The organism is Orientia tsutsugamushi str. Boryong (assembly GCF_000063545.1).
GTDB classification, from domain to species: Bacteria; Pseudomonadota; Alphaproteobacteria; order Rickettsiales; family Rickettsiaceae; genus Orientia; species Orientia tsutsugamushi_C.
Window position 1 is genome coordinate 2,048,757 of the sequence record NC_009488.1, and the last position, 21,656, is coordinate 2,070,412.

The following is a 21,656-nucleotide window of genomic DNA, read 5'->3' on the forward strand; positions in this document are numbered from 1 at the left end:
GTAATTCAGAAAGATAAAAAAATCAGGCAAGAATATATCAAAATAAAATTCCAGTAAAGAAAAAAACCGCACCTGCCAAACCAACATCAAATAATTATAGTCAAAAAAACGTGAATCCAAGGTTAGAAGCTTTATTAAAGAATAAGCTTATACGCAATATGCGCTCCATAAAGAGCGATGCTAAAAAATGAGTACTCATTAGCTGATCTAGTGTTAACAAAAAGCAGTTTGTGCTAGCAAAACCAAAAAAATCATGCTAACTTAAAAAACTCAGGTGAGAATTGGTGTTGAGATGGCGATACAGTTTGCAAGGATTGAATTTTTAAGTAGAAGTAAAGGATGTAATAGTTGTTGTAAGGCAGTGTATAATGCAAGAACTATTGTTAAAAACAAGAAGACAAATATAAGGTATAACTTCTCTCGTAAGAAAGATAACGTATATCATACAGTACTGATACCAGCTTATGTAAATCAAAAATTCAAGAATATTCAAACATTAATGAATGAGGTGGAACAAACAGAAAAACGAAGAAACAGTAAGTTGTTGAATGATATCGTAATAGCGTTGCCAGACGATAAGGAGCTAAATTCAGAAGATAGAATAAAGATTACACATGAAATAGTTGATGCAATGGAATGGGTGCAAAATGGTCTTGGAGTACAGATAGACATTCATAAGCCTCATAGAGGAGATAAAAACTGGCATGCGCATATATTGGTTACTACAAGAAGATTTAGAGAAGATGGAACTGGTTTAGGTGATAAAGCAGTAAATTTAAACCCAAAATGCATAACATTAAGTAATGGCAAAAAGGTTGTTATTAAAGATCCCGAGATGATTCATGAAAAAGTAAAAGAAATAATTAATGCATATTTTGCTAAATTAGGCTTAACAAATAGAGTTGATAAGATAAGTGCAGTGCTGCAAAAGCATATTGTGCCTACTAGAATTAGAAGTTTAATTAATGAAGCAGCAAATGAAAATGAGTTACGTAAAGAGGCTAATTTAAAAATTATTAAGGATGCTGATGTAATAACGGATTCTCTATAACACATTACAAATCTATTTTTACTTAAGCAGGATATCGAAAAAGCAGTAAAAGATATACCATATATTCAGCGAAAGCAGAAATGAAACTGTTAGTTCAGCAAGTACTTAGTTCAAATAGAGTATTAGAATTGTATCATGAGAATGGTGAAGTTAGCGAATTTTTTACTACAACTGAGGTTAGAGATGAGGAAGCAAGCATAATAAGAATAGCTAATAAAATCAATAATCGAGTTTATTACAACGATATTTACAATCTTAAAAGTAATATCGAAGGTCTAGCAAATGTTAGTGAAGAACAGAAACAAGCTCTAAGGCATATTTTGCTTAGCACTAGTGGAGTTAGAGTACTAAGAGGAAGAGCTGGAACAGGTAAATCCACTGTTTTAGCAAAAGCATATAAAATTGCAACAAATCGTGGACAAAATGTTATTGGCCTTGCTCCCACTCATAAGGCAGTATCAGAGCTGAAGAACAAAGGTTATACAGATGTCTATACAGTAAAGGGATTTTTGTATAATCGAAAAAAATTTTTATGCAAAATAGGTTAATAGTAGTAGATGAAGCTGGAATGGTAGGTACTAAAGCTTAGGCAGAGCTATTTAGAGTAGTTAGAAACAATAATTGTCAACTGATACTCGCTGGGGATGAAAAGCAGTTAGCTTCAATAGAAAGAGGCGGAATGTTTGAGATTCTGAGTAATATTTTCAGTTCACATATTTTAGTGAATATTCGAAGACAAAGTGAAAACTGGAGCAGAGAAGCAGCAACAAAGTTTGCTGAGAGTAATATTTTAAGCGGTATAACCTTACCTGAGACAAAATAAATGTATTAAGTTTGATAATACGTTGCAGGACTCAATGAGTAAGTTAAGATACAACTGGAGTCTAAGCAAGTTTAAGCTACATGAAAAATTGGTAATTACAGTACGTAATAAAGAGGTAGACATTCTTAATTCAAGTATTAGATCTTTGTTAAAAGCTAATGGCACGCTACAAGGCACAGAATATAGGCGTTCAATAGCTGGAAGGAAAGAGTCCTACATGGCTGGAGATCGAATTGTATTTCAAAAAAGCGATAAGGATTTACAAATACAAAATAGTGAATTTGCAACTTTAACTTCGGTTAATAAAAATGAATTTGTAGCTAAGACAGATGCAGGACAAGATGTGAGTTTTGACCCAAGCAAAATACAATTTAAACATGGTTATGCAAGTACTGTTTATAAGGCCCAGGGAGCTTCTATAAAAGATGTATACGTTTTACATAATGGAGTAAGTAATATAAGCAGCTCATACGTAGCTATGACAAGGCATATAGAGAAATTACAGCTATATTGCAATAAGGAAGCAACTAGAAGCATTAACAGCTTAATAAATCAGCTTAGCAGACCAAATGATAAATCAGCTAGCATAACTCTGAAAACTGCTCATGATTTGGAGAAAGCACGGACAAAGACAACTGTTTTTAGTAAAATCGAAAACTGGTTTAAGTCTATAATCAATGATATCAATGATAGATCTCATGTGAATGAAGAATATTATCACTTTACTGCTAAACCAGAGCAAGAAGCTAAAGTAGAAAGAGTCCAGCAAGAGAATTGCATAAAGCAATGTACCACCAAAGATATTTCTACTCCATTGTTTATGCAAATCAAAGAACAAAGACAGTACAATTATGATGTAACCATTTTGTCTGCAGAAGGAAAAACGATATCAAGTTTTCAGGAAGCTGGCATTGATAGCAGAATGGTATATAGCTCAAATGTTAATAATTTGAAGTACTATCAACCATTTCAAGGAGAAAAGATTCTTATAGCTGCAAATAATGATAAACAGAATAAAGAATATGTAAGCACTATAAACGATGCTGCAAAAGTACTGAAAAGTAAAGGAGCAATCACTAGCATCGTAGTTCCTTCAGAAGGTGAAGATTTTAACGAAATGCTAAAAAATAAAGGAGCCACAGCTGTTAAGGAGCTTGTGATACCTGAAATCATGAAATTAGTTAATAATCAGAACGTAAAAACAGACCCTGAACAAATTGTAAAAACTGATATATCTCCAAAAATTGGAGTTAGACGGTAGTACTGAAGATAGAAATTACACACATGCCTACGTAAAAATAGTAAATAAACAAATAAAGCTCTAATTTAGTGTCAAATAGTTGAGAAATTTAGACTCCAAAGATTATTATTGAAAAATCTAATCTTACTATGTATTATTAAACTAACTTAGATTTGTAGTGATTAAGTATAGTATACATAATAATTGATGCAACTATAATAAAACTAATATACTCTTCTGTCGCACTATGGCAATAATACTGACCATGGCGTCTTAATCTTGTGTTTAATCTTATAATTGCATCAATTATTGTGTATATCTACGTCTTATTTTTATATCGCAGCTTTAACCAATAAATACTTAATCTAGAATTATACCGTCAGTATATCTTAATACTCCAATTATTGCTACTTCTTTTATTAACTATTCAAGTTAAAGTAATAGATATAAAACATCTCACAGTATAATCTATGTAATTCGCATTATGCCACGCTAAGAGAATACTGAAAGCATTTGAACTTTTGCAAGCTCTACATTTAACAGGAAAACTATCTCAATAATCACTTAGCAATAAAATTATAATTCAAACGGTAAAAATAGCAAATGTTTATACCGCAAAACAATTTAGTGACGCGAAGGTGAGGTTTTATATGACTGACAAAATCAATGATTCAAATAATTTCAATAACATTCATAATTCAAAAACAGAGATAGAAAATTCTAAGGCTAACAGCTGGAACCACAACGTGGCTGTAAAGTTGATAAATGGTGATATTGCTGATGGTATAGTGCTGCTTAGTGATCATAATAGCTTAAAGGCTAATAACACTCTGAAAGAATCAATAAACCAATTAATCAATGATTGGAAAAATAGTAAAGTTGAGCCGCATGACCGCTTGATAATTGCTGGTCATAAGGAAGCTGAAAATATTAATCAACACATCAGAAATTATATGAAGGAAAATGGTGATCTAAAAGGCCCAGAATACAGCATTTTAATTTCAGGAGCTGAATCAAAAAAATATGCTAACTACATGGCTGGAGACAGAATTATTTTTCAAACAAACGATAAGGATTTACAAATACAAAACAGTGAATTTGCAACTCTAGTATCAATTGATGAAAATAAGTTTGTAGCTAAGACAGATACAGGAAATGAGGTAAGCTTTGATTTGAATAAAATAAGCTTTAAACATGGATATGCTACGACAATTTGTAACCCACAAACGGCTTTCAAAAAAGATGTATATGTTCTTCATAATAATGGTGTAGGCATAGAAAGTTCTAACATAAGCATGATAGGGAATGCAGAGCAAGTACGGCTGTACTACAACGTGCAAGCTACGAAAAAATGTTGCTAATCTAATAGAGCAGCTTAGCACAGCTAAGACAGAGTCTATGAATTCAAAAGATGAGAATAATAATGTTCAAGCAAATGAAGTAAGGCAATATCAATCTGCTCAAAACTATAGACAAAACGATTATTATTCAAATAGCCAGGAAGAACTACAAAAATTGAGGGATGCAATAGCTTATAGAGCTGACACTATAGCTCGTGATGTTCTTGGAGATCCAAATAAGCGCCTATCTAGACATGGAAGAATACGTTGGGGAGACACTGGCAAAATACAAGTAACCACCGAGGGCAAATACGCTGGAAAATGGTATGACTTTAGTACAGGACAAAAGGGTGATTTATTATCCCTGGTTCAAAGAGAAAAAGGATACAGCTTTTTTGAGGCAAAGGAATATTTGAAAACTATAGTTGGAATGTCTAATATTAGCCAACGGTATCATAGACAGCTTAGGACTGACGATTCTCAACAATATACTCAACAACCTGAAAGTGTTAAAATCGCAAAAGTTCAAAACTTGTATGAACTATCAAGCAGAATACATGGTTATGATATAGATAAGAATCCACATGCAGAAGTAGTAAACAAGTATCTTGAAAATCGTGATATTACTTTTGACAAAAGCACTGCAAGTTCAGACTTAAAAGCAAGTATACTGTTTGATACTCAAACGAGAGAAAATTATCCAGCATTTACAGCATTTGCAAGAAATTCAAAAGGAGAAATTACCGGAGTACAGGCTGTATATCTAAATTTGGCAGGAGATAAGGCGAATATTTCAATTAACAGAAGATCTTTCGGTAAAATCAGTGGATCGTTCATAACAATAGCAAAACGAAATGCGAATGACCCTAATATAACAATTATAGCAGAAGGCGCCGAAACAGCATTGAGCTTGCAGCAATCAGGCATTAAAGGTAATATCATTGCTAGTGCAGGAATTTCGAATTTGACAAATTATTCACCATTTCCTGGTGAAAAAATCATCATTGCAGCAGATAATGATAGCAAAAATTCTATAACTAATAATACTGTAATTAAAGCTGCAAAAACGTTAGAAATGAAGGGAGCGATAACTTGTATAGTCAAACCACCAGAAAATGGTGATTTTAATAATCTTCTGCAAACTTGTGGAGACCAGTCAATTAGAGACATTATAGAACCTGAAATTACTAAACTGACTAAGGCAGTTGAAACAACCAAACTTACTCAAACAGAAAATAATAGTATAGCAAAACAAAATGATATTACGAATGTTAAAGAATTGTATAATAAATCTTCATCTCTATACTACTGTAAACAAGAAGAGGAGGCAAAACTGGAAGCAATTGTCTGTGCGTCAAGAAAAGGTGAATTAATCTTACTGGTGAAAGTCCAGTTATGGAAGGAGAAGCTAGATCCACCATATAGCGAGTCTTGTGCTGCTGAAGGTAACGACAGTAGTAAAGCGTAGACAGTGAAACATTCGAGCCGAAACCAAATGGTGAACGTGATAGCCCTGAAAGTGAGATGTAGTGGAAGCCGATATGTTCTAGCACATAGTAGGCAAAAGAAGATTGGAGGTCAAACTAGTAAAAATCCAAAAATTTTCAACCACCGGGGTCGCAGGCGTCAGCGAGTTTGTAAAGATTAATGACACAACTTGAGAAGTCCTTATAACTCTTACGTAATTAAGTAAGTATTCAAAGTACAAGTGGTGAAACATAAGGCTTTGGAGATGGTGTAAGGATGGCTGAGTTAGCCATAGTAGTGATGAAACCTAGTAATGTGGGTGGAGCAAAGGGTTAGCAGAAAAGTAAGAATGCAAGAGGGAAACAATGGCTGTACACAGCATAGACAGAAATACATGGTTAACGAAACTTGAGCGTATAAAGTTGCTATCATCGAAAAATCAAGACATAAAGTTTAATAATCTTGGACATATCATTGATTTAAAGATGTTAGAAGAACAATATAAGGAACTCGATAGCAAGAAAGCGATAGGAATAGATGGTATAACCAAAGCTGATTATGGTAAGAAGTTGAAAGCAAATCTGCTCTCGCTTCTTACTAGAATTCGCAAATGGCAATATCAAGCTAAACCTGCACGAATAACAGAAATTCCAAAAGAAGATGGAGGCAAAAGACCTTTGATAATATCATGTTTTGAAGATAAGATAATCGAGTCTACAGTAAGCAAGATATTAAACTCTGTGTTTGAGCCAATATTCTTAAAGTATTCATATGGATTTCGACCTAAATTAAATGCACACGACGCTTTAAGGGAGTTAAATAGACTTACGTATAACTTCAATAAAGGGGCTATAGTAGAGATTGATATAACAAAGTGTTTCAATACAATCAAGCATTGTGAGTTGATGGAATTTCTAAGAAAGAGAATATCTGACAAGAAATTTCTAAGACTAGTTATGAAACTGATTGAAACACCAATCATAGAAAATGGTACTATAGTTACTAACAAAGAAGGTTGTCGTCAAGGATCAATAGTTTCACCAATCCTGGCAAATGTCTTTCTGCATTATGTTATAGATAGCTGGTTTGCAAAAATCAGCAAAGAAAACTTAATGGGACAAACAGGAATGGTGAGGTACTGCGACGATATGGTATTTGTCTTTGAAAAGGAAACAGATGCGAAAAGGTTTTATGATGTTTTGCCTAAAAGGTTAAATAAGTATGGGCTAAATATCAATGAAGCTAAATCACAAATGATTAAATCTGGTAGAGACCATGCTGCAAATTTAGCAAAACAAGACAAGAAGATCGCAAGTTATAATTTTCTTGGATTTACTTGCTATTGGGGCAAATCAAGATTTGGCACAACATGGAGACTAAAATATACCTCAAGGAGAGATCGTTTTACTGAGAAACTGAAAGGACTGAGAAAATATTTGCGTAGTCAGTCAGCTAAACAAGCAAGATAAAACACAAACATTATCACAAGTCATTAGAGTTATTAGGTGAATGGATCAACTATCATGGTATATCTGATAATAAAAGACGAGTAAGTTCATTTATCAACCAAAGTAAACGGGCAATATATAACTGGTTTAATAGAATGGGAGGAAAACGTAAGATGAATTGGAAAAGACTAACCGAGATACTTAAAAGAGTAAATTTTCCTAAAATTGGAAAGATTGTCTCAATGTTCTAGACAACAAATAAGGCATAATGCTTATCTTATTTTTGAGAGCCGGATGCGGTAATTCTGCAAGTCCGGTTCTGAGGAGGGGCCTAATTGAGCAATTGGTTAGGTCTACTCACATAGTTTTAATTTGATCTCTGACATTTATAATTTTGAACTACCTTAGCCAGTTTCGAAAGAGGTCTACTATTTCATGAATCATCTCTGGATCTTGAATAACAACCTTTTTGCCATTAACTGTTATGCATTTTGGGTTTAAATTTACTGCTCTATCTCCTAAACCAGTTCCATCTTCTCTAAATCTTCTTGTAGTAACCAATATATGTGCATGCCAGTTTTTATCTCCTCTATGAGGCTTATGAATATCTATCTGTACTCCAAGACCATTTTGCACCCATTCCATCGCATCAACTATTTTGATGAGTTATTTCTATTCTATGCTCTAAATTTAGCTCCTTATCGTCTGGCAATGCTATTACGATATCCTTCAACAACTGGCTGTTGTCTCTTTTTGCGGTTCGTTCTACCTCATTCATTAATGTTTGAATATTCTTGAATTTTTGATTTACATAAGCTGGTATCAGTACTGTATGATATACGTTATCTTTCTTACGAGAGAAGTTATACTTTATATCTGTCTGCTTTTTTTTAACAATAGTTCTTGCATTGTACGCTGCCTTACGACAACTATCACCTCCTTTACTTCTACTTAAAAATTCAATCCTTGCAAACTGTATAGCCATCTCAACACCAATTCTCACCTGAGTTTTAAGTTAGCATGGTTTTTTTGATTTTGCTAGCACAAACTTCTTTTTTTTTTAAACATTCAATCGGTTAATGAGTACTCATTTTTTAGCAGCAATCTTTATAGATTGCGTATTGCGTATAAGCTTATTCTTTAATGAAGCTTCTAACCTGAATTCACGTTTTTCTGACTATATAATTATTTGATGTTGGTTTGGCAGGTTCAGTTTTTTTCTTTACTGGAATTGTATTTTGATATATTCTTGCCTGATTTTTTTATCTTTCTGAATTACTAACGTCAGTCTAGGATAAGAGAAAATATGAAAGGCAGTGAATAAAAGGCATACAAGAGATAATGTATAATTATATAGTATCTGTAGTTTCAATTAATAACCGTTTATTTATTGCTCATATTTCTACAAATATTCTTTCATAATACTATACTTAATAACCTGAACATTCACCATTATAACACTTGTATATTACATATTTTTAATTGTTTTTTATCATAAATTTATATTTACAGACATGTGAGCAATAAATAAACGGTTATTAATTGAAACTATATTTAATATCTCACATAATCATAATTGTATATTATCTCTTGTATACCTTTTACATTATGCCTTTCATGCTTTTTCTTATCCTAAACTGGCGTTACTAACATGGCAAATCTTATGCAGCAAAAAATTACTCTCCAACAAAAAAAGCTAAGCTAATCATGGATGAGGTTAACCTCAAAATTAAAGAACGTAAAATGTAGTTGCTAAGGCTAAGCTTGATCACTTACAGACAAACACTTTATTTGGTGCAATTGTTTCACTAAAAGAAACTTTAACACAACATCCAAATGTTCAGAATCATTGGACTACAATCGGTAAAGATATTTTTGATAAAGAACAGCAAAATAAAGCTGCTGTGATTTTAAAATTTTCCTCTGAACCAGACGAAAACACTAAGCACCACATTCGCCTTCATGGCTTAAAATGGAACAGTTTTCGTCAAGAATGGTGCGGCAATGTTAAGGACATTGAGGCCTTAAAGAATGGCCTTCTCAATGTTCAGTATAAACTTGAGCTTGTATCTTAGTTTTTAAATACTTAGTATACTGCAGTAGGTTGATATAGCATTTAAGTTTCTATTTCTAGCATAACTGGAACATGATCAGATGGCATATCCCATCCCCTGGCATCTTTGATGATTATACAAGATTTAATTTTGGATTCTAAAGGGTGACTAATCCATATATGATCTAGCCTGCGGCCGCGATCGGATTTGCTCCAGTCAATATTTCGATAGCTCCACCATGAATACAATTTTTCGTGTTTACCTGAAAAAAAGCGCACTGCATCAATCCAATCAAAGCTAGTAATATTATGCATTAATTTTTTTCGTTCAATATCTGTATGAGACACAACATTGCGTAATTGATAACTTGACCATACATCGCTTTCTAATGGCGCAATATTAAGGTCTCCAAGCAGTATAATCTTATCTTTTTTAGACTTATTATTCAAAAACCAAGCATTCATAAAATCAACATAGCATAATTTATGCTTAAACTTTATATTTACATTTGCATCCGGAATATCTCCTCCTGCAGGCACATAAAAATTATGGATGCTTAACTCTCCTATGTTAATAGCAATATGCCTTTTTTCATCATTATATAGATTTATTACAAACGTAGATTCAAATGAAATTCTGGATAAGATTGCTACTCCATTATAAGATTTTTGTCCACTATAAGTAATATATTTATATCCCAAATTTATGCATTCTGTTACTGGAAACAGCCTGTCTTCTACTTTTGTCTCTTGTAAAGCAATAATATCTGGATTATATAGATGAACTAATTTTTGTAAAAGATGTATACGTATCCTAATAGAGTTAATGTTCCAAGTAATTATTTTCATTTTGAAAGTTAATTTTTTCTATTGTGCTATATTTTCCTGTTTCGTACTTTTGCCTTTTTATGTTAATAATTCAAGAAAACGTTACAACAATTACTATTCTTGATATCAATAGTTTATATAACTCTATCTTAATATTAGAATATATGCTTTGAAACACATACATTAACTAGCATAAAGCTTACAGTATTTATTTAGCTCTACAGCAATCTCTGCCAGATTAAGGTATTCAGCAAGAGGTATAAATTCTTGTTGAGTTTCAATAAGGATTTTTTGTCTTCTTTTAAGCAGCTTTATGAATATAGTTTTAATATTATCAAATCTATCGAAGAGTTTAATTAGTAATAGTAGTTTTTGTTCAAGAGCAATTACATTCTTAAAATGTTCTGGCATTTGTAGGGCTTCTGTATTATGGCTTTCATACTTTTATTTATCCTAAATTTGCGTTATAAGCAATAATAAACCGTTATTAGTTGAAACTATATACAAGAGATAATATACAATTCTAACTGTATATTATCTCTTGTATAGCTTTTGACTGATACTTTCCATCTCTTTTTATTGTCCTAAACTGGAGTTGCTATTAATTCTTACTTAATCTGATATCTTTTTTGAGACTTATTCCAAGATGTAATCCGAATACCATGCTATATCACTAAGGATGTAAATCGATTCTTCGGTATCACTAAGGATGTAAGTCGATTTGCCTGCTAGATGACTAATAGTGACAGAAGTAGGACAATCTACATTAATGCTATCTGCTAGCTTATCTAATGCTACTTCTGTGCCATGATCGCTATTCAGCTCAGGATTGCTATACTGACGTTTACGAGTGTAAAGATCTTCATGCTCATCATAACATGATTTTCGCTTTTTTACTGATTGCATAACTTCTTCAGTATGCGTCTCTCTTATTATTTGCAGATTTTCAATATTAGACTTCTTTCGAAACTATACAATGATGTAAAATGGTGTTATAAAAATCTGATTTGAAGTAATAATGAAATTAGATCAGATTAAAGAGTTAAAGGATGAAAAATTTCGTCGATTAACAGTAGTAAGGAAGGGAACATTCTCAAAGATGGTGGATATTTTGAGGAAAGCTGATGGTGTTAAGAAATCAAAAGGAGGGCGTAAAAATAAGCTCAATTTGGAGGAACAGTTATTGATGGCCTTAGAATACCTTAGAGAATACCGTACTTATTTTCATATAGGTCAGAACTATGGGATTAGTGAAAGTTCAGCATATAAAGCTGTAAAATGGGTAGAAGACACCTTAGTTAAACACCCAAACTTTGCTCTTCCAGGTCGTAAAGCTCTAATGAATAGCGATATGAATTATGAAGTAGTCTTGATTGATGCTACTGAGAGTCCAATAGAAAGACCCAAAAAAAACAAAAATTCTATTATTCAGGAAAGAAGAAAAGGCATACACTAAAGACTCAAATAGTGGTAGACAAGAAAACACACCAAGTAATATGTACAGATTTTTCTAACGGTAAAAAACATGACTTTAGATTATTTAAGGAATCCAAAATTCTTATCCATCCTAAGATTAAAGCGATTACTGATACAGGATATCAAGGTATACAAAAAATTCACAATAATTCTGCATTACCAAAGAAAAAAAGCAAGAAAAATCCTTTAACTAAAAATGATAAAAAGAATAATCGTAGGTTAGCAGGAAAAAGAGTTGTCAATGAAAACGTTATTGCTATGCTAAAACGGTTCAAAATTATTGCTGACAAATATCGAAATAGAGGTAAAAGATTCGGTCTTAGATTTAATTTGATCTCTGGCATTTATAATTTTGAACTACCTTAACCAGTTTCGAAAGAGGTCTATTATTTTCTTGATAGCTTTCTATTGGTTGAGATTGATTTTCAGATTGATTGACAATGTAATTGTTTAAATTTCAGTACTATTTCTTTAATATTATCATCATCATCTATATCTAGCATTCTATTGAATATTTCATCAGTTATTAGCTCAGAATTTGATATGTTAGCCGCTAATTTTTGACTATCACTATGTGTATTTATCTCATCACTATTGGTTTCAATATCATCTTCTCTGTGTCTATCTATTGTCTGAGATTGATGATTATTGATTGTTAAGTTATTTTGCTCTTGACTATTGATTTTTTTGAACGCACTATTTATGATCTTTGGAAGATCTTTTTGATACTTATCTTTCACACTAGCTAATGTCGGTTCTGATACGTCGAAAGATATTAAGTTCTCTTCGTTATTTTTATGCACTTTTATCATTTCAACAAGACTCTTAAATATTTCAGTCAACAAATCTGCTACCTTAGATCCTGCACTATGTAACTTACTGAAAAAAGTAGAAAAAGGTATATTTAGTGTGTATAAAACTTCTAATGTATTAATATTTAAAGTAAATTCTTTTAATGTTTTCTCTAATACACATATATTAAATCTATTACACTGGAGTAACATACTTGTGATTCTGCAAGCTTCTATTATTCTAGCTGGATATAGTAGTTTTTCTAAGTTATCTAAGTCTAGCTTAGAAATGAATTCATCAAAATCTTCATTTGTGAAAGTGCTTTTCCAAGCGTTTTGAAAAATTTCCCTTAAAAAAAGTTTCATAGACCATGGATAACCTTTTAATTTATTGTTGTTGGCAATGTATAGGTCGAATGGATTTTGTTTTATCGTTGTCTGATTCGTAATATCATTATCAACATCATAATTAGAACTGTTAACATCATAAGACTTTAGTTTCGCTTTTTTGAGAGAATTCAGAACATATGCTCTTAGTTTACATATTTCTTCATATGTATTTCCTGGCCAATTTTTCATCTTTAGCTTAAAATCTTCAAATATATTTTTTAAATGACCTGGAGCATTAGATCCTGCATGACTGCACTTATAGGAAATATTAGAAAAAGGTATGTGTAAGTCGTATAAGTTTTTTAATACATCAATATTTGAAGTTAATGCCTCTAATGTATCTGCTAATACATCTAGCTTGACCATATAATTATTACTTATCATACTTGTAATATTAGGAGGTTCTATTATTCTAGCTGGTTGTAGTAGTTTTTCTAAGTTATCTAAGTCTAGATCGTAAACGAAGTTATCCAAATTTTCATTTGAGTAAGTACATTTCAAACTTTTCTGAAAAATTTTACTTAAAAATTTCTTAGAGCGCGGATGAACTTCTAATAATTTTGTTCCTAAGTTATCTTTGTTATCAAGGTATTGGTTGAAAGTATATAAACGATCTTTTTTTTTAAATTCTTTTCTTTAGATGGCATATAAGTTCCTTTTGTTGATTCATTTAGTAAAACCTCCTCCTCTATATACTCATTTTCTAAATAATCAATAATGCAAATATAGCATTACTTGATTCAAAATCAACCAAAAAACTAACAAAATTAAATTAACTCGAAATATTCATTAAAATATTTTAAGTTTTGATGTGAAGTTATTTATATAAACTAGCGTTTGATATAAAGTGATGGGCTAGATGATAACGAGAATAAGAATTATACTTGTAACGTAGGATTAGGATAAGAAAAAGTTAAAAAGAGATAATGTACAATAGACCTTGCTTAGGCCGATTCTTCAATATCTCAAGTTTTTGGTTAAAATTATTAATTTTGGCTGTAGTTTTTAAATATCTATTTTCTATTATGCTATTTAATCTATATAGCGCGGAAGGCATAACTATAGCTACATCACAATATTATCAAATTTAGAATACTGATTATCATAGTGTAATTTTTCACTGTACCAACTGACCCGTTACAGTGTTTAGCAACAATTATTTCAGCAGTATTATAAATATTTATCTTGTGTTCCATTCTTCGTATTCCATAGAATCTGGATGCGGTTCTGATCTAGACAAGTAATATTCATCCAGATATATGAGCATTACAATATCTGCGTCCTGTTCAATGGAGCCTGATTCTCTTAGATCTGAGAGAATGGGCTTTTTATCTGACCTTTGTTCTACAGCTCTAGATAATTGAGATTCAGCAACTTCCATATCACCCTTAAGTTTTATTGAAATTACTTACACTGAACTAATTCAAACGAAAAACCCTTGAGCTTCAAAAGCACGCTCTAGAATAGGTTTAAAATTTGATTTGATATAGCTGTCTGCAAAGCTTGTAAACGTCAATTTAGGATAAAGAATCAGGATAAGAAGAGATAAGATGGGGATTAAGTTTAGAGATAGAATAACTAGCAAGAGAATCAATTATATGAACAAAGAAATTAAGAGGAGAACGGTGTCTAGTATGCTCTAAAAACATATGTTTTTTTAGTACATTAAAGACAGACTTAATTAAAGAACGTTTATTTAATAACCTATTATCTTGTATGTCTAATAGATATGTTTTCATATCTTTACGAAGATTAGAAACGCCAGATTAGGATAAGTGGAAATATGAAATGTAGAGAATAAGAGGTATACAAAGAGAGAATGTTGAGTTATAAAAAAAATTTAAATAAACAAGGAATAACCCAACATGAAAAAATGTATTATAACGGTATACTATTTAATAGACAATTTTTACAAGATATATCAAGAGTAGGAGAGAAAGAGATTAATACCAAGTAGTAATCAAAGGAACAGAGATAGGAAGTTGTCCTTAGCTGAGTTATTAACAATAGCGATATATTTTTATGTATCTCCATGCAAGGATTGTAAAAATTGTCTATTAAATAGTATACTGTTATAATACATTTTTTCATGTTGGGTTATTCCTTGTTTATTTAAATTTTTTTTATAACTCAACATTCTCTCTTTGTATACCTCTTATTCTCTACATTTCATATTTCCACTTATCCTAATCTGGCGTTTCTAATAATAAATTGTATAGGCATTGCTAATTTTAAGTTTTTAGTTAAATTAAGACTGAATACTCAGTTAGGATATATTTGCAGCGCTATATATGTTCTGATTTTGTTTTTTAGATTAGATATGTATACTTGACATTGACAAAAAATACAAATTCAATTATAACTAAAACAAAAATTATAGTAGGTTTTTCGTAATAAGATATAGGCGAAAAAAGATATAATATAGTTAAACTACTACGAAGAAGAGCTGGTAAGTCTTGATTGTATTAAGATTATTGTAATTTTAATTTTGATTTGTTTTTTGCTTTAACAGTAATTTTGTGATGTTTTGGTGGAGTCAAGGATAAAAATGCAATAACTTTTAATGGTAGTATATATGCTATCCAAGTAAAAAAAAGACTATTTTTTTACCACTTATGCTAACTTAATGATTGTAAAAAGTTTTAGTTACCGAGCAATAAACTGTTTGTTGCTTTGTAGATGAATGCAGTTCAAATTCTAGCTCTAGAAGCAATGTTGATATATAAGCGTTGTTATATCAAATTAGCTAGCAATCGAAAAACACTTAATAATGTGTAGAGTTAATTATTTTATCGGAGCATGGCGCAGTCTGGTAGCGCATCTGGTTTGGGACCAGAGGGCCGGGAGTTCAAATCTCTCTGCTCCGACCATTATTATATTATCAATCGTTTTATCCTTGTCTCATCATTTCGAACCTCAGTTGTCGTAAAATATTTGCCACTTTCACCATCGTCATGATATAATTCTAGTATTCTATTTGAGAACTAAGCACTTGCTGAACTAACAGTTCCCTTTCTGATAGGGTATATCTTTTATGGCTTTTCAACATCCTGCTTAGTAAAAATAGATTTGTAATGTGTTATAACGTCAATTTAGGATAAGGAGTCAGGAGAAGAAGAAGAAGAGATAAGATGGGGATTAAGTTTAGAGATAGAATAACTAGCAAGAGAAGCAATTATATGAACAAAGAAATTAAGAGGAGAATGGTGTCTAGTATGCTCTAAATGATATGTTTTGTTAGTACATTAAAGACAGACTCAATTAGTTAACGTTTATTTAATAACAGCTTATCATCTATGTCTGATAAATATGTTTTCATATCTTTGCGAAGATTAGTAAATAAACGTAGACCATTGGAGAAGAGTTAATGAAGTAATAATTTAGATATGTAAGCTTTTATCACAAAACAATTTACCAGATAAGACTTTAGAAATAACTGAAGCTATAGATAGGTGGCTTTTATTGCCTTTGGTAATTTTAACTGACATTATTTCGCCTTTATTATTGATAATAAGATGAAGCTTAAAGACTAAGAACCAGCCATAACTACTTTTACCAATTTTAGAAATTTTGTTAAAAACTCTATTGCTTGAGGGACGTGTATTATGACAAATTGCTAACTTTGTAGAATCGATGTAATATATACCAGTTTATTCTTCTTTCAAATGATGCATTAATACAGCTAATGTAGCAATATTCTAGGCCACAGTTGTGTTATCCTACTATAGCTTGGTAAACAAAAGTATCTTTTATACTTATGACTCAAGTAATATAGATAATAATTTTTACAATCCTTGCATGAAGACAAATAAAAATATATCACTACTGTTAATAACTCAGCTAAGGACAACTTTCCATCTATGTTCCTTTGATTACTACTTGGTATTAATCTCTTTCTCTCACACTCTTGATATATCTTGCAAAAATTGTCTAATAAATAGTATACTATTTATTTTTCATGTTGGGTTATTCCTTGTTTATTTAAATTTTTTTTATAACTCAACATTTTCTCTTTGTATACCTTTTATTCTCTACATTTAATATTTCCACTTATCCTAATCTGGCGTTATAAAACGGTAAAAAGCATGACTTTAGATTATTTAAGGAATCCAAAATTCTTATTCATCCTAAGGTTAAAGCAATTACTGATACAGGATATCAAGGTATACAAAAAATTCATAATAATTCTGAATTACCAAAGAAAAAAAGCAAGAAAAATCCTTTAACTAAAAATGATAAAAAGAATAATCGTAGGTTAGCAGGAGAAAGAGTTGTCAATGAAAACGTTATTGGTATGCTAAAACGGTTCAAAATTATTGCTGACAAATATCGAAATAGACGTAGATTAGGTATTAGATTTAATTTGATCTCTGGCATTTATAATTTTGATCTACCTTAACCAGTTTCGAAAGAGGTCTAATTACATATCAGAAATAGTAATTTTATAAAAACTTATATCTTTTTTATAAAATTGTTATTTCTTTTATTGATTTTTAACGTAATATCTAATCTGAAGTTATTAACCAAAATCTATTATGTGCTAGATTAACATATACGCGTGTTGCTATTCTTATACTTTGATTACTTCCTTAAGTATTACCACTATTGTATAATATGCTATCATCAAATAATAATTTTCATTAGAGCTCTGATAATTATTTTTCCTTTACAGTTACATTTTTTGTTGCTTTTTTGACTTATTTCTAGGCTTATTTGGAAGTTGCTGTGATACAACAGCTTGTTCATCAACGAAATCTATGTTATCAATACTGTTTCTTATAGCATTAAGATCTTGTTTACTTATGTTTATGATCTTATTGCTTTCCAAATCTATGTTATCTACAGCTTTTTGATTAACTGTTTGTTCTGTTAGTTTTTGCTGATTAACTGAATGCTGTTGGTTATTTTTCATCTTGAGGATTCCACGCATAACTTTTTTCGTAGTTTTATATGAAAGATAAGCTATTGACGCTGGTACCGCACCTACTACTGCTGCTGTCGTAGCACTAGCAACTATGCCTACAGTAGCAAGTCTAGTTTTTACATTGCTTTCTCGCCAAAATTCTTTTCCAGCATACAGAAGTAATTTTATGTATTTTTGATCGAGTATATGCTTAACTATTGGTATTTTTCGCTCCCATATTTTGCGTGCTTTTATGTATTTTTGCTCAGGCAAAACATTATCTGCTTTTTGTGGTTGTAGAACTCCTTCCTTAGCTTCCTTGCACAATTCAGATAATATATTAGCAAGCGTATTCTTTACTACTGATTGATCATCATTACCTGTAATAAATTTCCATCCTTCTTTATTAAAGTTTTGTTCAATAATGCTAGCTAAATTAGTAAATTTTGCTAAGGTACAACTAAGCATATTATATGAATTAGCCCCCAAATATGCTAAATAGTCTCCATATAAACTATCAATATAACCAACTTTTTTATCTTCTTCTGAAAGTGGCAATCCTTCTTTATCATTTTCAACTGTTGAGATAAAACTATTTGCAAGCTTATATATATCTACTTCGCCTGATTTCATATAAGAAGATAACGCGTTTGGTAGCAAAAGAGATATTTCTTTTGGCATAGAGGTTAATAATTTATACCCTAAACGCTGAGCTTTAAGTCTCACATTAACACCATCTTTATCTGTAATAATACATTTTGGATATCTTTTATTTAATCCCAGTCCTGCAAGCAAAGTCTGATCTTGATCTTTAATATGTTGCTTTAACTTATCATCAACATTTTTAGCATCTTCCATATTAGAACCAACCAAAACAGTGCTAGGAGAAAACTGTATATTCTTCAGATTAGCAGACATTAAATTAGCTGATGTTAAATCACTGCCTTTAATATTCATCTGGCTCATGTTAGCTGCTACAAAGCTTGAGTTTGTCAAATTAGCCTTTTCTGCATTTGCAGCAGTTAAATCAGATTGATCAAAGCTAGCTTCCTTAGCTTGAACATAACTCATATTCATATTAGTTAAATTTGAATTCTCCATTTGAATATGGTCCATGATTGCAGATTCAAAGTTAGCATTTTGCGCATTAATTTTATTAGCTTTAACGTCAGTTAAATTTGCTTCTACTGCAATAACTCCATCCATATTAGATTCATTAAACTTAGCTAATCTAGCATCTGCCATTGTCAGATTTGCACTTTGTAGTATAGTTTTAGAACAATCTGCATTAATCATTTCTGCTTCTTGAAAGGAGCTTTCCATTACATTAGCACATGATAAATCAATATTATTAGCTACTGCTAATTTAAAATTAGCATTCTGCATTTTAGCATGTTGCGCTTTAACTCTCGTCATGTTAGCTTGACTAAAATCTGCTTGTTTAAATTCAGCACCGCTCATATCACAGGCACTTAAATCAGCGCCAAAACTATCAACATTCAATAATTTAGCTCCTTTAAATGTTGCTGGGGTGGAATGAGGACCATTATTTGTAACATCACCTAATTCAGCCCCCATTAATCTTACATTAGATCCATTTACTTTATCAAATACAACTTTGCTACCACATATATTTATTAAATTAGTATTATTTAGTGTAGCCTTATAAAATTTAGTATCAGTAACATTTGATCCTTCTAAACAGCTGCCATCTAGATTAGCCTTAGAAAAATTGCAAGATGTTAAATTACAATATGCTAAATTAACAGAAGACATATCCTTTTTACTAAAATCCAATTCACTTAGATTTTCTTTAGATGCGTCAGGAACTACAACAACTTTTATACCTGTAATATCAGGACTTAATTTTTCTTTTATAGAATTTTCTTCGTTTTGAATATAACTAGAATATTTTTTAGAAATAAATTCACTGCAGCTCTGACCTTGCCCTTCGTTAATAAATTCTTCAAGATCACTACGACTAACTTTAACTGTAACTTTATAAACAGTATCTTCTGATTGATTGAAGCGATATGTTGGATCACATGTAACATTCTTTATTATAACTTCTTTAGCAGCATTTGCTTCTTTATGTTGAAGCCTTTTATCTGCATGATATAAATTTTGCAACTGATTGTAATGAGATGTTATACTATTATAGTCTAAATCATCCTTTCCAGATTTTTCAATTTCAGTTTTGATATCCTGCAGGTCTTTTTCTATAGTTGCTTGTAGTGTTTGAATGCTTGGTATACTACCTTGCAAATAATTCACTGCAGATTGAAAATAGCTAAATATACTTGAACCAGTAGCTGGAGCTGCTCTAATAGCTGTTAATTTATTAGCTGTACGTTTACTTAAATCTTGCAAGTCACGAGTATAATCTTCTTTAGTATAATATTTATTTATTGAATGTGTCTGTTCTTCTTTTAACTCATCAGACTGCTCTAACCTAAGAACGCCAAGTTTTTTTAAAACACTATAATCTGCAACATCAAAAGAGACATTTTTTATTGAACCATTATTGCTAAACAGTAACTGTTGTAGTTTTACTCCTCTTAAATCTAAATTGTTAATTGTGTGATTACTAAAGGCTACACTATCAAATAAGCAGTCTCGAAATTTTATATCTTTAGGAGAAAAATCAAATTCAATATTACGAAAGGTCGATCCTTGAAAATTACCACCATTAAATAACTCTTCTCGGCATTCATTAGCACCAGGTTGAAAATCTTCAGTACCAGTTAAAATATGAGTTTGAAAATCAACAGTAGGATGTTCTTCAAAAAGGAAATCATCATTAAGCATTTGTTGCGCATTATTAGCTATCATTTGAGGTTTATGATGAATATTAGCGACTACAGACTTACTTTTAAGGTCATTATGTAATGATGCAACATCCGAATAAATTGATGTAATATTACTATAAAGGTTAGGGTATTGCTGTAATTCTGATAGGCTTTGTATGTTACTTAATTTATCATGCAGGAATTCATTAAATGATGCATTTACCTGTGTATGACTATATTTTTCCTGGTACTCTAATAATAATGCAACTCCATCCTCTGGTTCATATAAAAAATTACGTAACGCTTTTTGTAGTTTTATGTACTGACTATCAAGTTCATAATCCTGATCATCTGCCTCATTAATAGGAATTTGACTAATAATCATTTTAAGCTGATCATTTTTAGAATAGCCAAACTCTTTTTCCATTTGGAGCTTAAACTTTTCATTGTCTAGATATAAATCTATATTTTTTTGTAGTGATTCTAGGTTTAGGCTATAATTTACAGTAAATCCATCATTATTTTGATCAAATGAGTTTTTTAAGAACTTATAAGAGTTGCTTTTTAAGTGTTTTGATAAACAGATATCAATCGGTAATATATTTTCCATGATTTTAGCCTTAATATTCACTGTTAATTACTTAAATTATAAACTAATAATCTAAAGTTGAATATAAGAAATAAGGTAAATTTTAGGCAGAATAAATATTGTAGCTTGCTTAATTAAAAGCCCTCTATTTGGAAAAAGACCTTGATAGCTATTTTTGTTTTTTAAAGTATTCTATCTTTAGATGTATTTATTATTCTTTTTTCTGTTTTTTTATATAATACCATAGGTACAATACTTAACTTTACCCATAGTAACTGATATTCCTTATATCAAAACTGTATTAACTATAGTATGATATATTATAGTTATCATAAAAACAACATAACTTCCGCATCAAAATAATTACTTTTAAAGCAAAAAATAAATCATAGCCCAAAAGTTACCATAACAAGAATTTAATTCTCTAAAACTCTAGATTTGATCTGAAATCTTGTGTTATATATTACT

The 21,656-nt window shown here is 31.0% G+C and carries 12 protein-coding genes, 1 tRNA gene and 7 pseudogenes; 11 read left to right on the forward strand and 9 right to left on the reverse strand.

The genetic code is table 11. From position 1 onward, the window contains the following. Nucleotides 1-274: 274 nt before the first annotated feature. From OTBS_RS15290 to OTBS_RS09725, 7 genes are all read left to right on the forward strand, one after another. Entirely contained in the window at nt 275-1,051 is a 777-nt protein-coding gene (locus tag OTBS_RS15290; RefSeq protein WP_232488879.1) for a MobA/MobL family protein, read from the forward strand. Nucleotides 1,052-1,131: 80 nt separating this feature from the next. Further along, nucleotides 1,132-1,599: an AAA family ATPase gene (locus tag OTBS_RS17745; protein WP_080571907.1), complete on the forward strand. Its 468-nt coding sequence runs from the start codon at nt 1,132-1,134 to the stop codon at nt 1,597-1,599. Nucleotides 1,600-1,682: 83 nt separating this feature from the next. Continuing rightward, the gene (locus tag OTBS_RS17750; protein WP_269763935.1) at nt 1,683-1,874 is read left to right on the forward strand and encodes an AAA family ATPase; all 192 of its coding nucleotides are present in this window, start codon (nt 1,683-1,685) and stop codon (nt 1,872-1,874) included. A gap of 34 nt (nt 1,875-1,908) precedes the next feature. Then, nucleotides 1,909-3,135 (forward strand): toprim domain-containing protein, encoded by a 1,227-nt coding sequence (locus OTBS_RS15300; RefSeq protein ID WP_050897578.1) that lies wholly within the window; start codon nt 1,909-1,911, stop codon nt 3,133-3,135. Between the two features lie 629 nt (nt 3,136-3,764). Then, entirely contained in the window at nt 3,765-4,475 is a 711-nt protein-coding gene (locus OTBS_RS17345; protein WP_041621174.1) for a hypothetical protein, read from the forward strand. Then, entirely contained in the window at nt 4,420-5,922 is a 1,503-nt protein-coding gene (locus OTBS_RS13460) for a toprim domain-containing protein (protein WP_041621376.1), read from the forward strand. Before OTBS_RS17345 ends, OTBS_RS13460 begins: the two co-directional genes overlap by 56 nt. A 364-nt stretch (nt 5,923-6,286) precedes the next feature. Next, on the forward strand, nt 6,287-7,390 hold the full coding sequence (locus tag OTBS_RS09725; RefSeq protein ID WP_232489012.1) for a reverse transcriptase domain-containing protein: 1,104 nt from the start codon (nt 6,287-6,289) through the stop codon (nt 7,388-7,390). Between the two features lie 405 nt (nt 7,391-7,795). Here OTBS_RS09725 and OTBS_RS10750 read toward each other — a convergent pair. After that, nucleotides 7,796-8,354 (reverse strand): annotated as a pseudogene (locus OTBS_RS10750) (MobA/MobL family protein); the annotation flags it as partial. Between the two features lie 666 nt (nt 8,355-9,020). Between OTBS_RS10750 and OTBS_RS13475 the strand changes: the two are divergent. Continuing rightward, nucleotides 9,021-9,444: pseudogene (locus OTBS_RS13475) on the forward strand (conjugal transfer protein TraD). A gap of 41 nt (nt 9,445-9,485) precedes the next feature. Here OTBS_RS13475 and xth read toward each other — a convergent pair. From xth to OTBS_RS09750, 3 genes and pseudogenes are all read right to left on the reverse strand, one after another. Beyond that, nucleotides 9,486-10,271 (reverse strand): exodeoxyribonuclease III, encoded by a 786-nt coding sequence (xth, locus tag OTBS_RS09740; RefSeq protein ID WP_011944995.1) that lies wholly within the window; start codon nt 10,269-10,271, stop codon nt 9,486-9,488. Nucleotides 10,272-10,433: 162 nt separating this feature from the next. Continuing rightward, a pseudogene (locus OTBS_RS09745) lies at nt 10,434-10,616 on the reverse strand (bifunctional (p)ppGpp synthetase/guanosine-3',5'-bis(diphosphate) 3'-pyrophosphohydrolase); the annotation flags it as partial. A gap of 270 nt (nt 10,617-10,886) precedes the next feature. Further along, on the reverse strand, nt 10,887-11,156 hold the full coding sequence (locus tag OTBS_RS09750; protein ID WP_011945160.1) for a hypothetical protein: 270 nt from the start codon (nt 11,154-11,156) through the stop codon (nt 10,887-10,889). Between the two features lie 112 nt (nt 11,157-11,268). Here OTBS_RS09750 and OTBS_RS13480 point away from each other — a divergent pair. Then, nucleotides 11,269-12,092 (forward strand): IS5-like element ISOt6 family transposase gene (locus OTBS_RS13480; protein ID WP_157866403.1). Its coding sequence is split into 2 segments (ribosomal slippage): nt 11,269-11,656 and nt 11,656-12,092, totalling 825 coding nucleotides; the frame shifts between segments, so codons are not numbered across the junction. A gap of 59 nt (nt 12,093-12,151) precedes the next feature. On the opposite strand, the gene OTBS_RS09765 is transcribed toward OTBS_RS13480, so the two are convergent. The 3 genes and pseudogenes from OTBS_RS09765 to OTBS_RS13490 form a co-directional block, all read right to left on the reverse strand. Beyond that, nucleotides 12,152-13,408 (reverse strand): hypothetical protein, encoded by a 1,257-nt coding sequence (locus OTBS_RS09765; protein ID WP_232489013.1) that lies wholly within the window; start codon nt 13,406-13,408, stop codon nt 12,152-12,154. A gap of 564 nt (nt 13,409-13,972) precedes the next feature. Then, a pseudogene (locus OTBS_RS13485) lies at nt 13,973-14,282 on the reverse strand (DnaB-like helicase C-terminal domain-containing protein); the annotation flags it as partial. 142 nt (nt 14,283-14,424) lie between these two features. After that, nucleotides 14,425-14,664, reverse strand: a pseudogene (locus tag OTBS_RS13490) (transposase); the annotation flags it as partial. Nucleotides 14,665-15,700: 1,036 nt separating this feature from the next. Between OTBS_RS13490 and OTBS_RS09775 the strand changes: the two are divergent. Continuing rightward, a tRNA-Pro gene (locus OTBS_RS09775) sits at nt 15,701-15,777 on the forward strand. Between the two features lie 222 nt (nt 15,778-15,999). Here OTBS_RS09775 and OTBS_RS18085 read toward each other — a convergent pair. Continuing rightward, nucleotides 16,000-16,793, reverse strand: a pseudogene (locus OTBS_RS18085) (IS982 family transposase). Nucleotides 16,794-16,979: 186 nt separating this feature from the next. Between OTBS_RS18085 and OTBS_RS13505 the strand changes: the two are divergent. Next, nucleotides 16,980-17,306: pseudogene (locus tag OTBS_RS13505) on the forward strand (transposase family protein); the annotation flags it as partial. Nucleotides 17,307-17,579: 273 nt separating this feature from the next. Here the strand turns inward: OTBS_RS13505 and OTBS_RS09780 are convergent. Next, nucleotides 17,580-21,209 carry a pentapeptide repeat-containing protein gene (locus OTBS_RS09780; protein ID WP_232489014.1) on the reverse strand — a complete coding sequence of 1,210 codons (3,630 nt, stop codon included), beginning with the start codon at nt 21,207-21,209 and terminating at the stop codon, nt 17,580-17,582. Nucleotides 21,210-21,656 lie beyond the last annotated feature (447 nt).